The organism is Gilliamella sp. W8136, assembly GCF_016101285.1.
Classification (GTDB): Bacteria; Pseudomonadota; Gammaproteobacteria; order Enterobacterales; family Orbaceae; genus Gilliamella; species Gilliamella apicola_N.
Window position 1 is genome coordinate 90,599 of record NZ_JACFQU010000012.1, and the last position, 21,968, is coordinate 112,566.

The 21,968-nt window shown below is 35.3% G+C and carries 15 protein-coding genes; 4 read left to right on the top strand and 11 right to left on the bottom strand.

Translation table 11 applies throughout. The annotated features are described in order from the left end of the window. The first annotated feature begins 753 nt into the window (after nt 1-753). Nucleotides 754-2,223, top strand: coding sequence for a hypothetical protein (locus H3T96_RS09475; RefSeq protein WP_144092408.1), 1,470 nt, complete (start codon nt 754-756; stop codon nt 2,221-2,223). A 593-nt stretch (nt 2,224-2,816) separates the two neighbouring features. Here the strand turns inward: H3T96_RS09475 and H3T96_RS09480 are convergent. The 10 genes from H3T96_RS09480 to H3T96_RS09525 form a co-directional block, all read right to left on the bottom strand. Continuing rightward, the gene (locus H3T96_RS09480) at nt 2,817-3,683 is read right to left on the bottom strand and encodes a YjjW family glycine radical enzyme activase (RefSeq protein ID WP_086309211.1); all 867 of its coding nucleotides are present in this window, start codon (nt 3,681-3,683) and stop codon (nt 2,817-2,819) included. Next, the gene (locus tag H3T96_RS09485; RefSeq protein WP_198248639.1) at nt 3,658-5,205 is read right to left on the bottom strand and encodes a YjjI family glycine radical enzyme; all 1,548 of its coding nucleotides are present in this window, start codon (nt 5,203-5,205) and stop codon (nt 3,658-3,660) included. Before H3T96_RS09485 ends, H3T96_RS09480 begins: the two co-directional genes overlap by 26 nt. A gap of 132 nt (nt 5,206-5,337) precedes the next feature. Then, a complete protein-coding gene (ushA, locus tag H3T96_RS09490) occupies nt 5,338-7,023 on the bottom strand; it encodes a bifunctional UDP-sugar hydrolase/5'-nucleotidase UshA (RefSeq protein ID WP_144092410.1) in 1,686 nt (561 codons plus the stop codon). 29 nt (nt 7,024-7,052) lie between these two features. Continuing rightward, a complete protein-coding gene (locus tag H3T96_RS09495) occupies nt 7,053-8,354 on the bottom strand; it encodes a pyrimidine-nucleoside phosphorylase (protein WP_086309208.1) in 1,302 nt (433 codons plus the stop codon). 169 nt (nt 8,355-8,523) lie between these two features. Next, on the bottom strand, nt 8,524-8,919 hold the full coding sequence (locus H3T96_RS09500; RefSeq protein WP_086309207.1) for a cytidine deaminase: 396 nt from the start codon (nt 8,917-8,919) through the stop codon (nt 8,524-8,526). Between the two features lie 28 nt (nt 8,920-8,947). Continuing rightward, on the bottom strand, nt 8,948-10,927 hold the full coding sequence (locus H3T96_RS09505) for a bifunctional 2',3'-cyclic-nucleotide 2'-phosphodiesterase/3'-nucleotidase (RefSeq protein ID WP_144092412.1): 1,980 nt from the start codon (nt 10,925-10,927) through the stop codon (nt 8,948-8,950). 33 nt (nt 10,928-10,960) lie between these two features. Beyond that, a complete protein-coding gene (gene add / locus H3T96_RS09510; protein ID WP_144092414.1) occupies nt 10,961-12,124 on the bottom strand; it encodes an adenosine deaminase in 1,164 nt (387 codons plus the stop codon). Between the two features lie 291 nt (nt 12,125-12,415). Further along, the gene (locus H3T96_RS09515) at nt 12,416-13,669 is read right to left on the bottom strand and encodes a nucleoside permease (RefSeq protein ID WP_086309204.1); all 1,254 of its coding nucleotides are present in this window, start codon (nt 13,667-13,669) and stop codon (nt 12,416-12,418) included. Between the two features lie 152 nt (nt 13,670-13,821). Continuing rightward, on the bottom strand, nt 13,822-14,535 hold the full coding sequence (deoD, locus tag H3T96_RS09520; RefSeq protein ID WP_025315976.1) for a purine-nucleoside phosphorylase: 714 nt from the start codon (nt 14,533-14,535) through the stop codon (nt 13,822-13,824). 51 nt (nt 14,536-14,586) lie between these two features. Next, nucleotides 14,587-15,816, bottom strand: a complete 1,230-nt coding sequence (locus H3T96_RS09525) for a phosphopentomutase (protein WP_086309203.1) — start codon at nt 15,814-15,816, stop codon at nt 14,587-14,589. A gap of 576 nt (nt 15,817-16,392) precedes the next feature. Here H3T96_RS09525 and murB point away from each other — a divergent pair. The 3 genes from murB (at nt 16,393) to birA (ending at nt 19,558) form a co-directional block, all read left to right on the top strand. After that, the gene (gene murB / locus H3T96_RS09530; RefSeq protein ID WP_086327109.1) at nt 16,393-17,403 is read left to right on the top strand and encodes a UDP-N-acetylmuramate dehydrogenase; all 1,011 of its coding nucleotides are present in this window, start codon (nt 16,393-16,395) and stop codon (nt 17,401-17,403) included. Between the two features lie 84 nt (nt 17,404-17,487). Continuing rightward, nucleotides 17,488-18,639: an MFS transporter gene (locus H3T96_RS09535; protein ID WP_086318450.1), complete on the top strand. Its 1,152-nt coding sequence runs from the start codon at nt 17,488-17,490 to the stop codon at nt 18,637-18,639. Next, nucleotides 18,605-19,558 (top strand): bifunctional biotin--[acetyl-CoA-carboxylase] ligase/biotin operon repressor BirA, encoded by a 954-nt coding sequence (gene birA, locus H3T96_RS09540; RefSeq protein WP_039128422.1) that lies wholly within the window; start codon nt 18,605-18,607, stop codon nt 19,556-19,558. The genes H3T96_RS09535 and birA overlap by 35 nt, the downstream gene beginning before the upstream one ends. Nucleotides 19,559-19,609: 51 nt before the next feature. On the opposite strand, the gene H3T96_RS09545 is transcribed toward birA, so the two are convergent. Continuing rightward, nucleotides 19,610-21,952 (bottom strand): zinc/cadmium/mercury/lead-transporting ATPase, encoded by a 2,343-nt coding sequence (locus H3T96_RS09545; protein ID WP_144092416.1) that lies wholly within the window; start codon nt 21,950-21,952, stop codon nt 19,610-19,612. Nucleotides 21,953-21,968: the final 16 nt, after the last annotated feature.

Consider the following 21,968-nt stretch of genomic DNA (forward strand, 5'->3'; position numbering starts at 1 on the left):
TAGTAAACCTGCTAACCATTCTAAAAATAATAATAGATCGACATTAAGCAATAGCGCTATGGGTAACGCCTTTGCCGCTGCCTTTAAAAAAGGGAAGTAATTAACGATTTCCCATCATTAATATCATATATTTATGATGGGAACTTTATTGATATCGGCCTGTCTTGTTCAAAATAAGAGCTTAAAATCAGATTAGAATGATTCTTTTAAAATGACGTAAAATCAGTTATTAATAATTAAGGTAATTTTTTATTGAATGAATCTATTGCTGAAATATTTGCTTTTATAAAATTAAATGATTAAAATTAGCTCTAACAATTTTAGTTTTATTTTTTCTTATTTTCTCTTCTTAGTATTTTTTTTGGTTCTAATATTTTTTTATTAATTGTTTTAATAAATATTTAGTGATGAACTTTGTTAGAAACTAAAGTAAAAAGATATTTAATTCCAAAAATTTCATAGCATATTTTTTTAAAGTTTTATTTAGTTTTATTCAGTAGGATTCTCTTGTAATGGAAATCTTAGGATAAAAATTAAATTTAAATAAATAGTCAAAAAATTACAGTTAGTTAAAGTAATCAGTTCTATAAAAGAAATTATTATATTTTGTCACATACTCGATTTTAAAATATTAGGTATCAAAGATACATAAAGGAGCATGTTCTTCTTTTTGTCATATACCTTTTGTAAGCATGTTTGTTCGCTAACTTGATTCTATTGACGATAATCTAATTCGGATAGGTGGAGTAGTTTATGAAAAGCGGAGTAGCAATGAATAAAAATTTTGGTTTTTATAAAAAATTTAGTTTAGCTCATTTAATGCTAAATATTTTAATGTTTGCTGTCTTACTCAGTTATGGGCATACCTCTTTTGCCTATTTGACAGTTACTACTGCCAATTACATACAGGGTACTCCACCATCAATACTTGATACTGCGGATACTAAAATTTTAGATGGTATTCAAGTGAAGTTAAATTTGAAAAATATTGACCCCATCATTATAGCCCCGGATTCGAATAAAAAACTTTCGCTTGCTTTTAATACCTCACCAAGTAATTATTCATTTGATGTTGATCTATCGCAATTAACCAATGCAGATATTAGTGATCCTGATGGAGATTATTTAGAATCATCAAATAGTTTCATTATTCAAAGTATCACTTCTGAGTGGAAAGATCAGAATAATAATGTTATCGCTTCGAATTCAACCAACCCATTAGGGGATAATTTATGTACAGGTAGTTCTTATAAAGGTGATTCGTCGGTTACTGTAACTGTTCAATTTTATGCTAGAACTCAATACGGAATACCAACCGATTCCGAATCAAGACAAGTGTCTAAAACATTTCCGGTTACTACCAACGATGGTGTATGTTACATCCAACCTGGTGTATTAGGACTTATTATGACAAATGGTTGGCCAGAAGGCGGTCAAAATGCTTCTTGGGGAGCTGACTGGATAAATCGACCTGATCCTTATGATACAAATCAATTTGTTCCCCATAAAGGATTTAAAGCGACTGCAACTGATAACAACGGAAGATACTTTCCTACAACGGCATTTCCATCAGCTCGATTTAGAGTTGTACCTTTAAAATCGATATCACAATATACTTATAAACTTCTTAAAAATCCAAATTTATCACTAAAAAATGTACCACGCAGTTCGGTTCCAGACTCAAAAAGTGAATTTATTTTTACTAATAACGCTCCTAATAGTGGTGATGATTTTGTGATTCAAGTCACCAACACTCAAACAAATGCAACATTCTTCTATCAATTCTCGATCCTTCATTGGTTTTATGTGCATACTGGTAATCTTAGTTTCGTCTCTCTCTCTGATGCGCAAAGTTTATGCCAAAACAGTGGTGACCGCTTACCAACCCGAGCCGAACTGAGCAATTCTCCGCTTTCTTATGATAATAATGTTAATGAAAATTGGTATTTAGCAGGAAATGGTTTTAAGCGAATTATTGGCAATAGTTTAATGGGAGAATGGGGTAAAATCTTCTATTATGCACCGAAAAATGGTGACTTGCGCGATATGATGGCTGGCCTCACCGATTACCAAAATTTATTTAATTATGATTTTTATTTCACCAAAGATATGTCCCCTAAGGTTGATCCTAATGGATTTGTCCATGCTTACAGTGTCGGAGTGGCTGAGGGTAATGTCATTGTAGAACCAGACAGTGCCTATACTATGTGTATTAAATATTAGGTATTAATTAAAATGATGACTTGCCTGAAGGAGCAATAAATATTGCAATCTTTCGGTAAGTTTATCTTGTCAATGCCAAAAAAACTGCGAGCATTCTGTATTGAGATATAAATAAGTTTAACCTTTTGTTGGCAAAATATGACTAAAGTGACGATTACTAATAAGCCAATTATCATATAAACAAACGCGTATTTAAATACAGTTTCATTGGTTTGATAGGTAGGTGTGAAAATGACTTAATTGATCATTGAACTACATGCTTTTTACCCCAACCAAAACGTTGTTTTGTGTTGCCAACATGCAGGGCATAACAACAATACCTTGTAGACAATCTGTTTTATTTTTGACTTTAGCATCAACCTAGATAACATCATAAAAACGGGTAGCATCATTTTCAGCATGTTCTTAAATGAAAAAAACAACTAACATAAATGCTGAAATTTTAGTAAAAGTAAATCATATGAATATATTGGAAAGAAAACAATAATATTAAAAGTAGGTTAATTTCATGAAAAATAATAATCAATTAATTAAGCAATGTTCATAAAAAATATTAAATTTAGTCGTGCTTAAATTATAATAAGATTCAAGCGTTATAAATAAACACTTGGTAACATAATATCTTTCAGGCCATAATGTTTTAATTGATCTGCAAAAGTTTCCACTTGCTGTTTAGTGGCAGATTTCCAAGTTTTGGCAATACCATGAACACCATGATTATGAAAAGCATTAATTCTAACTTTGATATTGGGACTGATTTCTGTTAAAAATTGCGCAAGATGCTTGGCATTATCTTGAAGATCGGTATGCTCTGGTATAACTAAGAATCGAACTTCATATAATTTTTTAATTTTCGCAAGGTAGGTTATCGTGTTTTTTACACGCAGATTATCTCGACCAGTTAATTTTTTATGTACTTGATTATTCCAAGCTTTAAGGTCAATCATTGCCCCGTCCATTGTATCGGCTACTTTTTGCCAGCCTGTTTGTGCTAAATACCCATTACTATCGATAAAACAAGTTAGATGTTTTAGATCGTTCATTTGTTTTATGGTTTTAAATAATTTTTCGATAAATGGTAACTGCATGGTTGCTTCGCCACCACTGACCGTAATCCCATTTAAAAAGGGAAGATATTTACGAATTATAATTAAAATATCTTCAAGGCTATATTTATAGGTCATAGGGGTAGAATGATAACCACAAGTATTAATACAAGTATCACATTGCTGGCAAGCCGAAGTTTGCCAGATGACCTTATGATTAATAAAAGATAATGCTTGATGTGGGCAGGTGTTTACACAATCACCACACTCCTTACATAATGATATGGTATAAGGATTGTGGCAATTTAAGCATTTAAAGTTACAACCTTGTAAAAATATGACTAATCGGTTACCCGGTCCGTCAACACAAGAAAATGGTAACAGTTTATTAACGATTGCCCATGACTTGTTCATGACTGATGACTCGCGGAGTACGGCATAGATAGCTATTATTTACGGTATCTTCGGCTGCTTCACTACCTAAGAATGTCGTGTTAATACGAGAGCCTTCTTGTTTATATTTGGCAATATCTGAAAGTCTAACCATATAACCTGTTACACGCACCAAATCATTACCACTGATGTTGGCGGTAAATTCTCTGAAACCAAATTGAAACGCAGCTTTACATATTTGCAGTAGGGCAGATGGATTACTTTTAATGGTCTCATCAATCGTTAAAATATCGCTGATACCCGATGTATAGTAATGATGATGTTTAAACAGTGCCATAATATGCGTAACGGGATCAGGTTCATGACCATACGGAATGCGTAATCCTGGTGTTGCTCCTCTATCAGTGCTAATACCTGATTGAGCATGCAACATAGCTTTGCCTCGCCATGCGTATTTGATTTCATGACTATCGACAAACCCCGCAAGTTGTTGTGAAATCGTTGAGGCAAGGTCATTGGCATCTTCATCCTTACCATAACGTCCAGCAAGGTTAGATTTTTCTTGCAAAATATTGACTGCTTCAGCCATTGCATAGATACCAAACATTGGAGCGAATCGATCAGCATCTATAATGCCTTCTTTCACTAAAAAACTATGAGTGAAAAAGTTAGATTTTTCGAAAAGAAATGCGGATCTAGCTTTAATCAAATTGAGTTGTAGCTGACAATAGTGAGGTAGAGTATTTTGTAGAAAATCGTCAATATTTTTACTACGCAATGCAACCTCTTTTAAATTAATTCGAGATAAAGTACTGCCACCACCTGCAACCGGTAATGAGTTGTAGCAACTAACCACACCATAACCTTTATCATCAAAATCTTTTTTGATCATCTCATTATTAGCGATGTGTGGCTTAGCTGTTTCACAGATATTTTCTATTGCGACCGATAGCAATGATTCTGGAGTAATTTTCTCATCATAGATAAAGGTTAAGTTAGGGGCAACTTGTTTAAGTTCTCTGTCGACGCGTAAAATAATACGGCAGATAACATTGTCTGTCGGACCAATATTCGCATGCATAAACGCATCAGGTAAATTGCGATCGAGCATTATCCAAAAATGTCTTAAACGTTGATAAAGATCTTCTTCACTAAGCTTACCAACATAAGGCAATAAGATTTGATCTAGGCAGCCTAAATAAACAGGCATACCTGTTACCGATGGAACATGGTGATAAGCAATAGTAAGCATATTTAATGCATCATCAAATGTTTTTGCAGGTTCAAGTTCTAAATACTCAGATCCTTGTTTAAGAAATTTTGCGTAATCAGGTAATACATAACGAGGCTTGTAAGGTGCATGACCTTCGTACATGTCACAAATCACACGCTCATCTAAAGCTTGCTTAGTATCACTATCCAAATCAACATAAGGTAAATTATTTTCTGCTGCTAAGGCGAGTAAATTAGATTTTTGTTTTGGTGACAAATTAGGATCGGTCACAATTTTATAACAGTTTTGTTGAAATTCGGTCATGTTCATAAATACCTCTATATTACCTATATGCTGAGAGCAAAAATTAAATCTTTATGACTAATTACTTAGTTATAAGCACTGAAAATCAATATCATCAGTGCTGTTTATTTCCTAAAAATCGTGTTTAAAACCGTAAAATTATTTTTCTAAAATAAAATTCGATGGTTCAAAATCTGCCGCCTTGATTGGTGAATGCGCTTCAAAATACTGTTTTACTGCATCGGCATCTCGATAACCCGTATCAACATAAGTTGGTAAAGTATTAGTAATTGGGTAGCCATCACCGCCCGCAGCTAAAAAGTCAAGGGTCGTAATGCGATAAGATTTTTGCAAATCAATAGGTTCATTCTTAATTTTAACATCACTAATCGTATCGCCAGTTCTCGTTAACGTGATATTTTTTAAATGAGTATAACCGCCTGAACCCTGTTTTTTACTTAATGCAACTTTAAGATATTCCATTAACTCACGGCCGGTTAAATCAAAATAGACTACAGTATTACCAAAAGGCTCAACTTTTAAAATATCGCGATAAGTGATATGACCTTCAATAAGTGAATCACGAATCATACCACCAGCCATAATACCAATATCAGCATTCGTTTTTTCAATGAACGCACTGAGTAGCAGCTGTCCCATATTACTTTGTTGATATCTCACTACGCTACGATCACCTTCTAAACGGCCAATTAATTCACCCGTTTTAGTGAGTAATTGTTGTTTGCCTTGCTCCTGATAAGGTCTTAGGGTTTCTAACAAATTCTGGTGTGGTTGTATCTCTTTCGTGTAATATTCAAGACGCTTAGTGCCATTACCATTATCCACTTCTTTTTTCAGATTGATTGGAATTAATTGATAATTTTGCAACGTAATTTTGCCATTTAAAAAGACAAAATCAGCACGACCAACGTATTTGCCCCATTCATGGGCTTGAACAATCCAAGTGCCATTTTGTTGATCTGGCGCACAAGGTGTACCCGGTACATACTCGGTAATACGTTTGTTTGGGCTAGCCATACAAACTGGGTTTTGTGAGTGTCCTCCCACAATCATATCTAATTCACCGTTTGGCAACCCTCGAGCTAATTCAACATCGCCAGGTGCCATTGAACCGTGCTCACCATTTTCATAATGTCCCATATGAGTAACAGCAATGATCATATCAGGGTGTTCGGTTTTTTTGATTTGAGTAATGATTTTTTGTGCTTCAGGTAAGGTTTTACGAAATTCAATACCGTCGGTATTTTTAGGTGAAGCCAAAAAGATCGTATCATCAGTAGTCAATCCAAATACCGCTACTTTGATACCATTTAAGTTAAACATTTTATAGGCATCAAAAACCCGATTATCACTGTTTTTGAAGTAAGTATTCGCTGATAAAAATGGGAACTTAGCCCATTTTTGTTGTTCACGAATGATCCTTAATGGATGGTCAAATTCATGATTGCCCACCGCCATAGCATCGTAACCCACTTCGTTCATACCAATAAAATCGGGTTTCGCTTGCAGTACATCAGATTCAGGGACACCAGTATTAATATCACCACCCGATAATAACAATAATTTACCACCTTTTGCGGCAACTTCTTTACGGATCTCATCAACAACCGTCTTTTGGGCTGCAAGCCCATATTCACCGATATCATTTTGCCAAAAACGGCCATGGTGATCGTTGGTATGTAAAATTGTAAATCGGTAAGATTTATCTTTTTGCCAAGTTGGATCGGTTGATTGTTTCTTAGTTACATCAGCTAAAGCATTAACCGAAAATAACCCCAAAACGGCAATAAGCGTTAGTTTTTTATATAATTGTGGATGATGCATGGTGCCTCCTAAATCCTTAGGTGTAATAGTTATTCCGTAATCACTTTATAAATTAATTGCGGTTCTATCGCATTATCACTAATGGTAATGTTGTCGTAGAGTTTTTGTTTAATCGCATCAATTTTATCAGTATTAGCATGAATAGTTAGTAATGCTTCACCTTCGGCGACTTTATCACCTACTTTTTTGTGTAACATAATTCCAACAGATGGATCGATAACATCTTCTTTGGTTGCACGACCTGCGCCAAGTTGCATTGCTGCAATACCAATTTGGTCAGCAATAATTCTTGAAACATAACCTGATTTAAGTGCTGGTAAGGCAATTTGGTAAGGAGCGCTTGCTAATTTTTCTGGATTATCAACAACTGAACTATCTCCACCTTGAGCTTCAATTAATGTTTTGAATTTTTCAACAGCTTTGCCATTTTTGATGACTTCTTGTAGTTTTTCACGAGCTTCATCCAGTGTTTTGGCTTTATTGGCTAATACGACCATTTGACTGCCAAGTGTTAACACCAATTCAGTTAAGTCAGCCGGACCATGACCTTTTAAAGTGTCAATGGCTTCTTTAACTTCAAGGGCATTACCAATTGCAAAACCAAGTGGTTGTGACATGTCTGAAATAATCGCCATGGTTCTACGACCAATTTGATTACCAATATTCACCATTTCATGAGCTAATTTTTCTGAATCAGCCATGTTTTTCATTAAGGCTCCGTCTCCAGTTTTAACGTCTAAGACAATCGCATCTGCACCTGCAGCTAATTTTTTACTCATAATTGAGCTTGCAATCAATGGGATAGAATTAACGGTAGCCGTTACATCTCGTAGTGAATACAATTTTTTATCGGCTGGTGTTAAGTTACCTGATTGTCCAATTACCGCAACGCCTTTTTCATTTACCTGATTAATAAAGTCTTGTTTGCCTAATTCAATTTTAAATCCAGGGATCGATTCGAATTTGTCATTTGTGCCACCAGTATGGCCAAGACCACGTCCAGACATTTTTGCAACAGGAACATCTAATGCGGCAACTAATGGTGCAAGTACTAAAGTTGTTGTGTCACCTACGCCACCGGTTGAATGTTTATCAACTTTAATACCATTGATTGAGGATAGATCAACCGTATCACCTGAATACATCATAGCACTGGTTAAATCTGCACACTCTTTTGATGTCATCCCTTGATAATAAATCGCCATTAATAATGCACTCACTTGATAATCAGGAATGGTACCATTGGTGTAGTTAGTAATAAAAAATTGAATTTCTTCTGTGGTTAATGCATTACCATCACGTTTTTTTTCAATAATATCTACAAATCTCATTATATCTCTCACTTAAAACAATTAATCAAATTAGTCTATCAACTTGATTATATAAAATTTACATAAACGTCTGTACCGATTATGTTTGAAAATATAGTCAAAAAGTTTTAACTACAGTAATGTGCTTTTTTTATCTATTTTTATCCATTTTACTTGCAATTGATTTTAACTAATCAAGATCATTCGGCGAAAATGACCAAGGTAATAATTCACCTACGGTTGTTTCTTGGATTTTCCCTTGAAGATTGGTTAAAATTACGGGCATATCTTTAGCACAAAATTCGCTGATAACTTGCCTACAAGCACCACAAGGTGAAATAGGGCCATCGGTATCACCAATTACCACTAATTTCTTAAACTTGCGTTTGCCCTCTGACACTGCCTTAAAAATGGCTGTGCGTTCAGCGCAGTTGGCTAATCCGTAAGAAGCATTTTCGACATTACAGCCTAAAATTGCTTCATCGTCTTCAGTAATGAGCACGGCGCCAACTTGGAATTTAGAATAAGGCACATAGGCTCTTGTGCGAGCAGTTTTAGCAAGTTCGATTAACTTTTCAATTTTCATATCGATAATCCTTCAGGTCTTAATAGTACTATTTTTGATTTTTAGCTTTTGCGTTAACCGATGATTGTAAATCAAGTCGATAAACACCGAAGCCTAATTCATCTTTTTCAATAAAATTAATTGGATAAAGTGAATGTTTCTCTATATAAGCTTTTGCTTCATCCGTTGGTGAAGATTCAAAGCGAATATCCAGTTTTTTATGGCTAACAATTGGTGCAATTCGCCAATTATTATCTACCGTGACATTAACCATACCCGCTTTTTTTGTGGTATTAGTAATATAAGCCGACAAAATAACCCTTAAATCATCCGGTGAGTTGAATTTAACATTATTTTCACCTGTACCAGGGAACGTACCGGTGTAGGCACGATAATTATTGGTCGCAATTAAAAATACTTGATTAGGATCAATAGGCTGTTGTTGATAAGTTAGATTTTTTATTCTTTCCGATGTTGGATTGATTAACTTGCAGTTGCCATCATAACGCGGTGGTGCTGTGACATCAATTTGATAACTTACGCCATCAATTGTATCGAAATTATAAGTTCTAAACTTATCCCAATTAATTAGATATTGTGGTTGAGTCGAATTAACATCGATTTGATTATATATACCGGCTGCACATTCTAGCCATTGTTTAACATCTTTACCGGTAATTTTAACTGCACTTAAAATATTTGGATAAAGGTAGATATCAGCAGCATTTCTAAATGATAAGTCACCTTTTTTAACATCAACATATGCGCTTGGATCGTTCTTTCTTCCACCCACTTTAAATGGTGCAATCGCTGATAAAATTGGTAATCCATCCAAATCAGGATCGCCTTGAATAAACTGTTTTACATAGTCAATTTGTGCATCACTAATAATTTGTAGTGCGGATGTATCTTCAACGAGCGCTAGATAGCTGTTGATATCGCTAGAAACTTTACCAATCGGTTTACCTACAAATTCACGGGTACCTTGATGATCTTGCTTTAAAATTTCGACAATCTGTTGATCGGCTTGTACTAAGGCTTTTTTATTTTTTAAATCGTAAATAGGTCGAGCTTCTGATTTCCCTGATGTCACTTTCCAAGTAGAGTTATCACCCTCAAGTACTAAATCAACTACACCTAAGTGACTACCCCATTGACCAGGCATAACGGCAGGGACATGATTGATGTTACCTGTTTTGATATCGGTATTAGGTAAGGATTTATAATCATCACTCGGGAAAACGCCATGTGAATGACCAAACATAATGGCATTAATACCCTCAACTCGACTTAAATAATAGACGGAATTTTCCGCTAACGCTTTATATGGTTCAGCAGATACTCCAGAGTGTGGAATGGCAATAATAACATTAGCACCTTGTTTTTTCATTTCAGGGACTAATTTTTTTGCAGTTTCAGTGATATCTTTTACTACTACTTTTCCATTTAAATTAAGCTTGTCCCATTGCATAATTTGTGGCGGCACAAATCCGATATAGCCAATTTTAATGATTTGTTGATTACCTTCCCTATCAACAACAGGGGTATCAATAATAATATATTGTTGAAAGTAGGGTTTGCCAGTTTTGGCATCATAAACGTTGGCATTAACATAAGGGAATTTCGCCCCTGAAAGACTTTTTTGTAAATAATCTAAACCAAAATTAAATTCGTGATTACCAATATTGCCAACAACATAATTAAGTGTATTCATCGCTTTATAAACAGGATGAATATCACCATCTTTTAAACCTTTGTTCAAGGCATAATCAGCCATAGGGCTACCTTGAATCAAATCTCCATTGTCAACAAGTACGCTATTTTTTACTTCGCTTCTTGTTTGATGAATTAGATTTGCCGTTTTGACTAATCCAAAAGTATCAACAGGCTGATCTTTGAAGTAATCAAAGTTCATCATGTTGCCATGTAAGTCAGTGGTTTCAATTATTCTTAAATCAACGGTTGCGGCTTGAAGGGAGCCAGAAATGAATAGGGTTAAAAGGGATAAAGTTAATTTGTTTTTTTTCATATAAATCTCCTATTTTTCTGACTTTGTTATCCACTAACTTGTTATTGGTAGTGACTTTTGGTATTTAATAAATCGTTCTATTATTGCAGGATGATATCTTGCATCATTGACTGCTTTTTGTAGTGTTTGTTTGTCATCTAAGGTAAACAATGACAAAACATAATTTGTTAATTGTTCTTTTACTGAATCTTCAACAAAGGCGGCATCAATACCACATAATGTAATATCCAATAATTCTAATCTTGAAAAACCAAAAATGGATGAGGCAAGGTGGTACTCTTTTTCAATATCTGTACCAAAAATTCCAGCATCATCGGTATTTAATGTGATGCGTACACCATAATCATAAAGCTGACGTACAGGGTGATTTCGAATATCCCCATGAAGTTCATTAACGAGTATCCGATTACTGGTCAATGCGATTTCTAAAGTAACTTTTTTATTAATCAACTCCTGAATTAGGTTATGATTCTCAATAGCACGGATACCATGACCAATTCTTTGTGCGCCGTGTTTAAGCGCTTGAATAATACTTTCAGCAGACTCAATTTCACCAGCATGATAGGATTTTTTTAGTTTAAGCTGAGTTGCTAACTCATGTGCATCTTTAAAATCATCAAAATGACCAAAACGTTCGTTTCCAGCAATATTAAATCCAGTGATAAATTGGTGAGGATTTTCTTTAATAAAACGTAATGTATCATAAACAATTTTAGCGCCTAGATGCCTAACACCGATTACATGATACCTTACCGTAATCTTATAATCTTTTTGTACAGCAATAATGGCGTTGTCCATTTGGTTGAGTGTTTGTTGGAATCTTTCTTTGTTCCAAATAATTTCGCCATCAATTTCGGTAGTACAGATATGAAAAGGGGATAAGAAAAGCTCGCAATAGATTAATCCTTGCTTGGCGTTTCTAATGAGAAAATCGTAAGTAATTAGATAATAATCTTCGGGTGTTTTTACAAAATTGGAAACAGTGTCATAAGTTTGAATGAATTGAACAAAGTCAGTTTCATCATAGCAATAACGACCATTTTTATACTCGTTTGCATCGTATTGACCCGCTTTATAACATAATGATTCAGGGAAAACGATATTATTTTTATTGGCTAACTGTTGAGCCATAAAAGGCGTAATACTACCTTCAATATGCTCATGTAAAAGGACTTTTGGTACGGTATGTGTATTCATTTAATATTTAATCTAGTTTATTTTGCCAATTGAGTACAAATAATAATGATATGAAAAACACTTATTGGAAAGCTTAGTATAGTAACCTTAGCTTTGCTCATCATAATCTTTGCTATTTTACCTTGAACAGACATCTTATTACCATACATTTTGTGTGACTTAATTAGTTTTTATGCAGTAATATGCAATAAAAGTCATTTTAACTCATTAAATATTTTTGAAGAAGGCAACAACCAAGGTTGTTGCCAGTATTTTGATTATGGAAAGTTTTATTTAAAACACCATAAATAATTAATTATTATTGGCTGTAGTTGTTTTATTTAAGTCATCGTTTTTAAAAATAATCATAAACACGATAGCCAACAATAAAGAGTAACCAGCAAAAATTAGCCAAACTGTACGCCAATCAGTAAGACCATCCGTTGTGTAATAATCAACAACAAAGCCACTAATTGTCGAACCTAAATATGCCCCGATACCATTAGTCATGATCATAAATAGACCTTGCGCACTATTACGGATGCTTGGTGAGACTGATTTTTCAACATACATTGAGCCAGAAATGTTATAAAAATCAAATGCACACCCATAAACTATCATTGATAAAAGCAGTAATATAAAGCCAGTTGGAGATGGATCACCATAAGCAAATAAACCAAAACGAGCTACCCAAGCAAGCATACTGATTAACATGACATATTTGATGCCAAGTCGTTTCATAAAAAATGGAACAAACAGAATAAACACCACTTCAGACATTTGTGAAATAGACAATAACACCGAAGGATATTTTACTACTAAGCTTTCGGTATATTCTGGAATGCTTTTAAACGAAAGTAAGAATGGATTACCAAAAGTATTAGTTATTTGTAAAATACCGCCAAGGAATACGGCAAAGATAAAAAAGATCGCAATTCTTGGGTCTTTAAATAATACGAATGCATCTAAACCTAAAGAGCTTGCTAAAGACTTTCTATTTGAGTTGTCTTTAGTAATGTTAATTAATGGTAGTGTTAATGAATATAAGCTAAGTAAAACTGAACCAGCCGCCGCAATATAAAGTTGCATATTACTTAATCCATATTCTAAGAAACTCACTAACCACATGGCTGCAATAAAGCCGATAGTTCCAAAAATTCTTATTTTCGGAAATTGCGAAATAACATCAAGATTTTGTGCTTCTAAACAAGAATAGGAAATTGAGTTAGAAATTGCGATGGTTGGCATAAACGCAAGGCAATGAATCAAAATTATCACTACCATCAAAAAAGGTGATGTGATTGATGCTGCAATAAATAACGTGATGGCACCAATTAAATGGCAAAGCATAAATAAACGATTAGCTGGAATCCATCTATCTGCGACAACTCCAAGTAAGCCAGGCATAAATAAAGAAGCTATCCCCATTGTGCCATAAACTGAACCTACGGTTACACCATTAAAATGTAATGTCTCCATCATGTAAGAACCTAAGGTGATCAGCCAACTCCCCCAGATGAAAAACTGTAAGAAAAATATAATTTTAAGTTTAAACTTAATATTCATTTTGATTCCTTATTAAATGACATATTTGATAATCTTCCGCCTAACAATTACTAATGAATAAATTTATATAAACAAGCACTATTATCAATTTTATAGTGCTCAAGCTATCAATATTTAGTTAAAAAAAATGGCAGTTGATCTGCCATTTTCAATTATTGATTTAATAGTACAGATTCTAACGCAACAGTTATCATCTCTTTAAAACCAATCTGACGTTGTTCTGGTGACATAGCATCACCTTTACGGATGTGATCCGAAACCGTACAGATTGCTAATGCTTTCGCACCATATTCTGCCGCTACACCATAAATACCTGCAGCTTCCATCTCTACGCCTAGAATGTTGTATTTTTCCATGATATCGAACATTTCAGGATCGACACTATAGAAAAGATCAGCTGAAAATAGGTTACCTACTTTAACGTTTACACCTAAATTTTTAGCAGCATTAACAGCATTACAGGTTAAATCAAAATCGGCAATTGCAGCGAAATCACTATCTTTAAAACGTAAACGATTGACTTTTGAATCGGTGCAAGCACCCATGCCCACTATCACATCACCAAGGTTTACATTAGGACTAATGGCACCACAAGAACCAATGCGAATGATATTTTTAACACCGTAGAACTTAACCAGTTCAGTTGCATAGATAGAACAAGATGGAATACCCATGCCATGCCCCATGATTGAAACTTTTTTCCCTTTGTAATAACCAGTAAATCCTAACATGGCTCTTACATTTGTGACTTCTTGTGCATCTTCTAAAAATGTTTCAGCAATAAATTTTGCGCGTAGCGGATCGCCTGGCATCAAAACTGTTTCTGCAAAAGCATTATCAACAGCGTTAATATGTGGGGTAGACATCTAATTCTCCTGATCTTCAATTCAAAAAAGTATTACATTAACTTCATTTGCTTACTTACTAATAAAAGATTTACCATATTCCATTGGTGATAAATCAAAATAGTCAGCGACACTTTGTCCAATATCGGCAAACGTTTCACGATGACCTAATGAGCCTACTGGTACACTATTACCATACACCAAAACAGGAATATGTTCGCGAGTATGATCAGTACCGGTCCAAGTTGGATCGCAACCATGATCTGCACTGATAATTAACAGATCGCCTGGTTCAATGAGCGCTAACATTTCAGGTAAGCGACTATCAAAATATTCTAATGCAGCAGCATAACCAGCTACATCACGTCTGTGTCCATAAGAGGAATCAAAATCAACAAAATTGGTAAATACAATGGTATTATCTTTAGCTTGTTTGATTTCTTCTAACGATGCATTAAATAATGCTTCAATGCCGGTTGCTTTAATCTTTTTGGTGATGCCAACGTGAGCATAAATATCGGCGATTTTACCAATCGAAACAACATTGCCTTGTTTTTCGTCAACCAGTTTTTTAATCACAGTTGGTGCAGGTGGTTCAACCGCTAGATCATGACGATTACCGGTTCGCACAAATTCACCTGCTTTTTTACCAACAAAAGGTCTGGCAATAACACGACCAATGTTGTAATTACCTTTATTAAGTTCATCACGTGCGATTTCGCACACTTCGTAAAGTCTGTCTAAACCGAAAGTTTCTTCATGACAAGCAATTTGGAAAACGGAATCAGCTGATGTATAGAAAATAGGTTTGCCACTCGCCATGTGTTCAGCGCCAAGTTCATCAAGAATAACGGTACCTGATGAGTGGCAATTACCAAGATAACCAGGAAGTTTTGCGCGGGTAACAATTTTATCTAATAGATCTTGAGGAAAGCTATTGGTTGTATTGGTGAAGTAACCCCAGTCAAACAGTACTGGAACTCCAGCAATTTCCCAATGGCCAGATGGCGTATCTTTACCAGATGAAATTTCGCTAGCATAACCGTAAGCACCAATAATTTCGCCTTCGGTTTGCATACCTTTAGGGTAATGACCTGTTGATTCGTATGCTGCTTCAATTAATCCCAATTTACCCAAATTAGGTAATTTAAGTGTCCCACTGCGTCCTTGTTCTGCGTTGCCTAATGCGCATTGTTCAGCAATATGACCTAATGTGTCGGAACCTTCATCCCCAAACTTTGCTGCATCTTTGGCACTACCAATCCCGAATGAATCTAGGATCATAATAAAAACTCTTTTCATAATTTCCTCGAACTTATCAAAAACGGATCTTGCTACAAGTTATCTTCGTACTCGCATTTTACTTTTCGCTTATATGGGTACGGGTTAAGGAAGAACAGCCACTTGAACAATCTTTCATACTTACTTTCATACTTAGCTGTCTATTTTATAATACTCATTTAAGTAATTACACCTTTGATATGATATCTTGATGATAACGTCTATTATTTGCACTAAATGTATCTGTAAACAGTAATCTGTTTAATTGTAATTTTAAAAAAACATCGCTCATATATCTATAATACATGATCTAAAAAAACAAAAAAGATTTAAGCATTACTTTAACGGTTTATTTGATTAATTGATCCTCCAAATTCGATCATTATCACATTTTTGTAATTAAAATGTTAATAAATGTACATATTTTGAGTTCCAAGAATCTTATAATAATGAGTGAGTAAATAATTAATAATATAAGATTAACCAATGTGATAATATATGTTGCCATATGTGATAGACATCTCAATAAAATCAAATAAAACACTGAAAGCAATTTAAAATTGGCGGTCTATTTCCACCCAGATAAGGTTGTAGTTGATGAAACAAAGAATCCCAAATACTTTTAATCTTGAAGTTTATGCTCAAAAAGTTGTGACCGTAACAACGGTCGAACAATTAATGCAGGTTTGGCAAGATAATCACCAGAACCTGCCCATTATGATCCTTGGTGAAGGCAGTAATACACTTTTTACTTGTGACTTTGAAGGGATTGTGATTGTGAATCGAATTAAAGGCATTACCATCACCGAAACGGAACAAGCATGGCATTTAAAAGTGGGGGCAGGCGAAATTTGGCATCAACTTGTATCACACACTATTGAACACAATATCGCAGGACTTGAAAATTTAGCATTAATTCCAGGTTGTGTGGGTTCTGCACCAATCCAAAATATTGGCGCTTATGGAGTCGAGTTTCAAAAAGTGGCGGATTATGTGGAATTATTGGAACTTGCTACAGGAAACATCATTAAGGTGACAGATGGTCAGTATGGCTATCGGGAAAGTATTTTTAAAAAGCAATATGCTGATGGTTATGCGGTCATTTATGTCGGTATCAAATTACCTAAACAGTGGCAACCTGTATTAACCTATGGCGAATTGCGTAACTTTGATCCAAAAAGTATTACCCCTAAGATGATCTTCGATAAAGTTTGTGAAATTCGGCTTAGTAAGTTGCCTGACCCAAAGGTGCTGGGTAACGGCGGTAGTTTTTTTAAAAATCCAGTTGTTGATAAAAAAGTTGCCGATAAGCTACTTGAAATTTACCCAACTATGCCAATATATCCACAAGTAAATAATCAAGTCAAACTTGCTGCAGGTTGGCTTATCGATCAATGTGGTCTAAAAGGCTATCAATTGGGTGGCGCTGCAGTTCATCAAAATCAAGCACTTGTATTAGTCAATAAAAATAACGCAACCGCGCAAGATGTGGTTGAATTAGCACGTTATGTTCGAAATGCCGTATTACGAAAATTTTCAGTTAATCTTTCACCTGAAATCCGTTTTATTGGCAAAATAGCTGAAATTGATGTAGACAACTTTTTATAAATAACAACGGTTATAAATTTAGGTTGTCAGTCATTTAGGTTGCAACCAACAATTTATAATTAAACAATGATATTGTAAAAGACGATGAAACATTCATATTCATTTCCTATTTTATTAACAAGCTTATTATTTGTGACAATTGCATTATCGGCACTTAATACCCAAGTACCGCTATGGTTAGTGCGTAATGAATTTTCACTAGGGCAAATTGGTTTAGTTGGCTCAAGTTACTTTACTGGTAACTTGATTGGTACCATTTTTGCGAATTGGTTCATCAGTAAATTTAATGCTCGTTATACTTATACTTACAGTTGTATTATTTTTGCTATTGCTACCATTGGGTTGAGTTTTTCAATGGATTTTTATAGCTGGGTAATATGGCGGTTCTTTATTGGTATTGCTTGCGCAGTGACTTGGGTTGTTATTGAAAGTTGTATTTTAGTAACAGGTACAGTGCGTACTCGTGGAAAAATGCTGGCGGTGTATCTAACTACTTATTATTTAGGCACGGTGTTAGGACAAGCGTTATTACAGTATTTTCCGCAAAATGTATTGTATTTTGGTCTAGTGACCGCTTTACTAATGGGACTTGCGATATTATTTATATTGCTAACCCATTATAAATTACCTAAACGTAAAAAAAGCAGTTTTAATATCATTCCCATGATTGTCAATAAACCGTCACGCATTGGTTTAATTGGTTGTGTGATTGCTGGCATGTTAATCGGATCGCTGTATTCGTTATTACCTGCTTATTATTCTCATTTAGGTTATAACGACACTCAAGTTGCCAATTGGATGATTTTGCTAATTTTATCTGGTGTAATAGCACAAATGCCTGCTAATTGGTGTGCCGATAAATTTGGTCGACAAATTGTATTATTGTTTGAATCAACACTTATGTTATTGGCTTGTGTAATGTTGATATTTAATTGGTTTGATACATTAGCAATTATCTTATTAGGCGCAACAATTTATACCATTTATCCAATCTCTATGGCATGGGCATGTTCATGCGTTAGAAAGCAAGATATTGTGGCAATGAATCAAGCCATGTTATTAACTAATACATTAGGTAGCCTTATTGCCCCAGCAGTGATTGCTTTTGTTATGGATAAAACGAATAATACTTATTTATTTGTAAGTTTTGCTATAATCTCGCTTTATTTTATTGCCCTATTAGTTAAAAAAAGAGGAATCGATGCGCAGCCACCAAAATCCACTCAAATTAATTGAAATCTTAGCGGACGGTGAGTTTCATTCAGGTGAAGAACTTGCAGCGAGTTTTGGAATAACTCGTGCTGGAATCAATAAATATATGAAAGTACTGCGCGAATGGGGGCTGGATTTTACTTCGGTTCAAGGTAAAGGTTATTGCTTAACTGCCCCGATTGATTTATTAAATAAGAGTAAAATTGATCACTATTATCAAGCGGATAGTCGTTGCGAAATTTTACCCATTATTGATTCAACTAACCAATATTTACTCGATAAAATTGGCCAACTTCACTCGGGTGATTGTTGTGTAGCGGAGTTTCAATCAAAAGCGCGCGGTCGTCGTGGACGAAAATGGTTTTCACCGTTCGGCTCTAATCTCTATTTTTCCATGTATTGGCAGTTAGAGCAGGGCGTGGCTGCCGCTATGGGAATGAGCTTAGTTGTTGGAATTGTGATAGCAGATACTTTAAGGGAGTTATCGGGTCAAGATATTAAAGTAAAATGGCCTAATGATCTTTATCTTAATGATCAAAAATTAGCGGGAATATTGATTGAGTTAGCGGGTAAAACGGGTGATTGTGCGCATGCCATTATTGGTATTGGTGTCAACTTAATGATGACTAATCCAGATCCTAATATTGTCAACCAAAAATGGGCAAATTTAGGTAAGGTCGATCGTAATTTGTTAGTCGCGCGTATTGTCAAAAATTTAAACATTAAATTATCTGAATTTGAAAAACAGGGCTTAGCGCCTTTTATTAGTGATTGGAATCGATTAGATAACTTTGCTAATCGTCCCGTAAAACTGCTTATTGGCGATAATGTTATCCGAGGCATTGCTAAAGGTATCAATGAGCAAGGCGCTTTAATGTTGGAGCAAGATGGCAAAATCAATGCACATATTGGTGGTGAAATCTCATTGCGTGGTGATGAGTAACCCATAAAAAACTATTCCATTTATTCAATGGAATAGTTTATAAATCAGTAATTAAATTTTGTCTTTTTTACTTTTAAAACCAAGCACTCTTAAAGCATTGGCTGTTACGATGGCTGTTGTTCCTGAATCCGCTAATACCGCTAACCATAATCCGGTATAACCGAATAAACTTGTTAACAAAAACACCAACTTGATCCCTAATGCAATAGTGATATTTTGCTTAATATTACGGTTAGCAAAACGAGTTAAACGAATTAAATTAGGCAAACTTAGTAGGCTATTTTGGGTTAATGCGGCATCGGCTGCCTCTAGCGCTACATCGGTACCGCTGCCCATAGCAATGCCAACGGTCGCCGCTTTCATTGCGGGTGAATCGTTAATACCATCCCCAACCATGGCAATTGAAGTTGTGTTACGAATTTTTTCAATTTCAACCAATTTATCTGCTGGTAATAACTCAGCACGATAATCAATTCCTAATTGACTTGCAATGGCTTTTGCCGAACGTTGATTATCACCCGTAAGCATTAAGGTTTTAAGACCCAACTCATTAAGCGCTTTTATTGCAGTAATAGAATCAGAGCGTAACACATCTTGCAAGGCAATCATTCCGACTAATTTTTGTTGTGTCACTAGTACCACGACGGTTTTACCGGCGCTTTCCAGTTGATGGATTTTTTGTGCATTTTCATCGTCTAAAGGGATCGATACCGTAGTAACTTTACTTGGTGCAACAATATAATAGGTTTGATCATCGATATCGCCTTGAATACCTACACCCGCATTAGCTTTACGATTACTTGCTTCGTTAACTTCGATCTGCTGCTTAGTTGCATAATCAACAATTGCTTTCGCTAAAGGGTGATGTGAACCACTTTCAATGGCTGCTGCAAGAGTCAGTAGCTGTTGTTGGGTAACGGATTGTGCGATGACATCGGTGACTTGTGGCTTGCCTTCGGTTAAGGTGCCGGTCTTATCAAATGCTACCATTTTAATCGAACCAATATGCTCTAATGCTGCACCCCCTTTTATTAATACGCCTCGCTTAGCGGCATTGGATAGGGCTGATGTGATAACGGCCGGTGTTGATATTACCAACGCACAAGGGCAACCAATTAATAATAAAGTTAATCCACGATAAACCCAAGTGTACCAATCCTCATTAAATAATAACGGAGGAATAACAATGACCAATAGCGCAAACAGGGCGATAGCTGGAGTATAGTAACGGCTAAATTTATCAATAAATCGCTCAATGGGTGCTTTACGTTCTTCAGCATCTTCAATTAATTGTAAAATGCGATCTACGGCATTTTGTCCTGATTGCGAGATAACTTTTAGTTGAATGGTATTATCCACAACCAGCGATCCGGCTAAAATTTTATCGCCCGATAGATAATTGACCGGAATTGATTCCCCAGTTAAGGCGCTTTCATCAATGTTAGCTTGTTCGCTTACCAAAATAACATCAGCAGGTAATCGCCCACCAGATGAAATTTCGATTATATCGTCAGGTTTTAAACTATGACTGGCAACCGTTTTCCTTTTGCCGTCAATAATAACTACCGTTTCTTCAGGCATTAGTTGTACAAGGGATGAAATTCCTTTTTTGGCTTTAGTGGTCGCAACGCCTTCTAACATCTCACCAATCATAAATAAGAAGAGTACCATGGTGGCTTCTTCGGCCGCTCCGATGAATAGGGCACCTATAGCTGAAATACTCATCAATGATTCAATGGCAAATGGTGTACCACTTCGCGTTAATACAAAAGCCTCTTTCAAAATCGGAATCAATCCGACAATCGCAGTAAGGATAAAAGCATATTCACCTGCTGTATGATTCACTAATAAAATAAGGTAACTTATCACAATTAATGAACCTAAAACCGCTAACGGGATGAATGCTTTTTTATCAAAACTATGTGAATGCTCGTGATGATGTGCGTGATTAGGGGTACTTTCAAAAATCGGGGTATACCCTAATTCTACTACTTTGTCTTCAATCATTTTTATTACTGCATCGTCATGCTTAGGAACAAAAACGATTAATTTTTCTGTAGAGAAAATAATTTTGGTTTGATTAATGTTTGGCAGTGTTTTAACACCATTTTCGATTTTACTAGCGCAATGAGCGCAATCCATTCCCTTAATTTTCCAAGTCAATTTAATGTCTTGGCTTTTCCGATCAGGCTCTTCGGGAGGATCTTCTATCTCATTTTTTTGCGTTGATCCATGATCATGCCCCTCACAACAATGTCCCCCAGAATGATTGTGATTTGCATCATGGGAATGATGGGTTTCATGTGTATGATTATGAGCAATATTTTGACAATCGCTATGACAATGGACGTGATTTTCATGATGGGATTGTGTGTATTTGTTATTATATAACATAACGTTACCTCGCTTT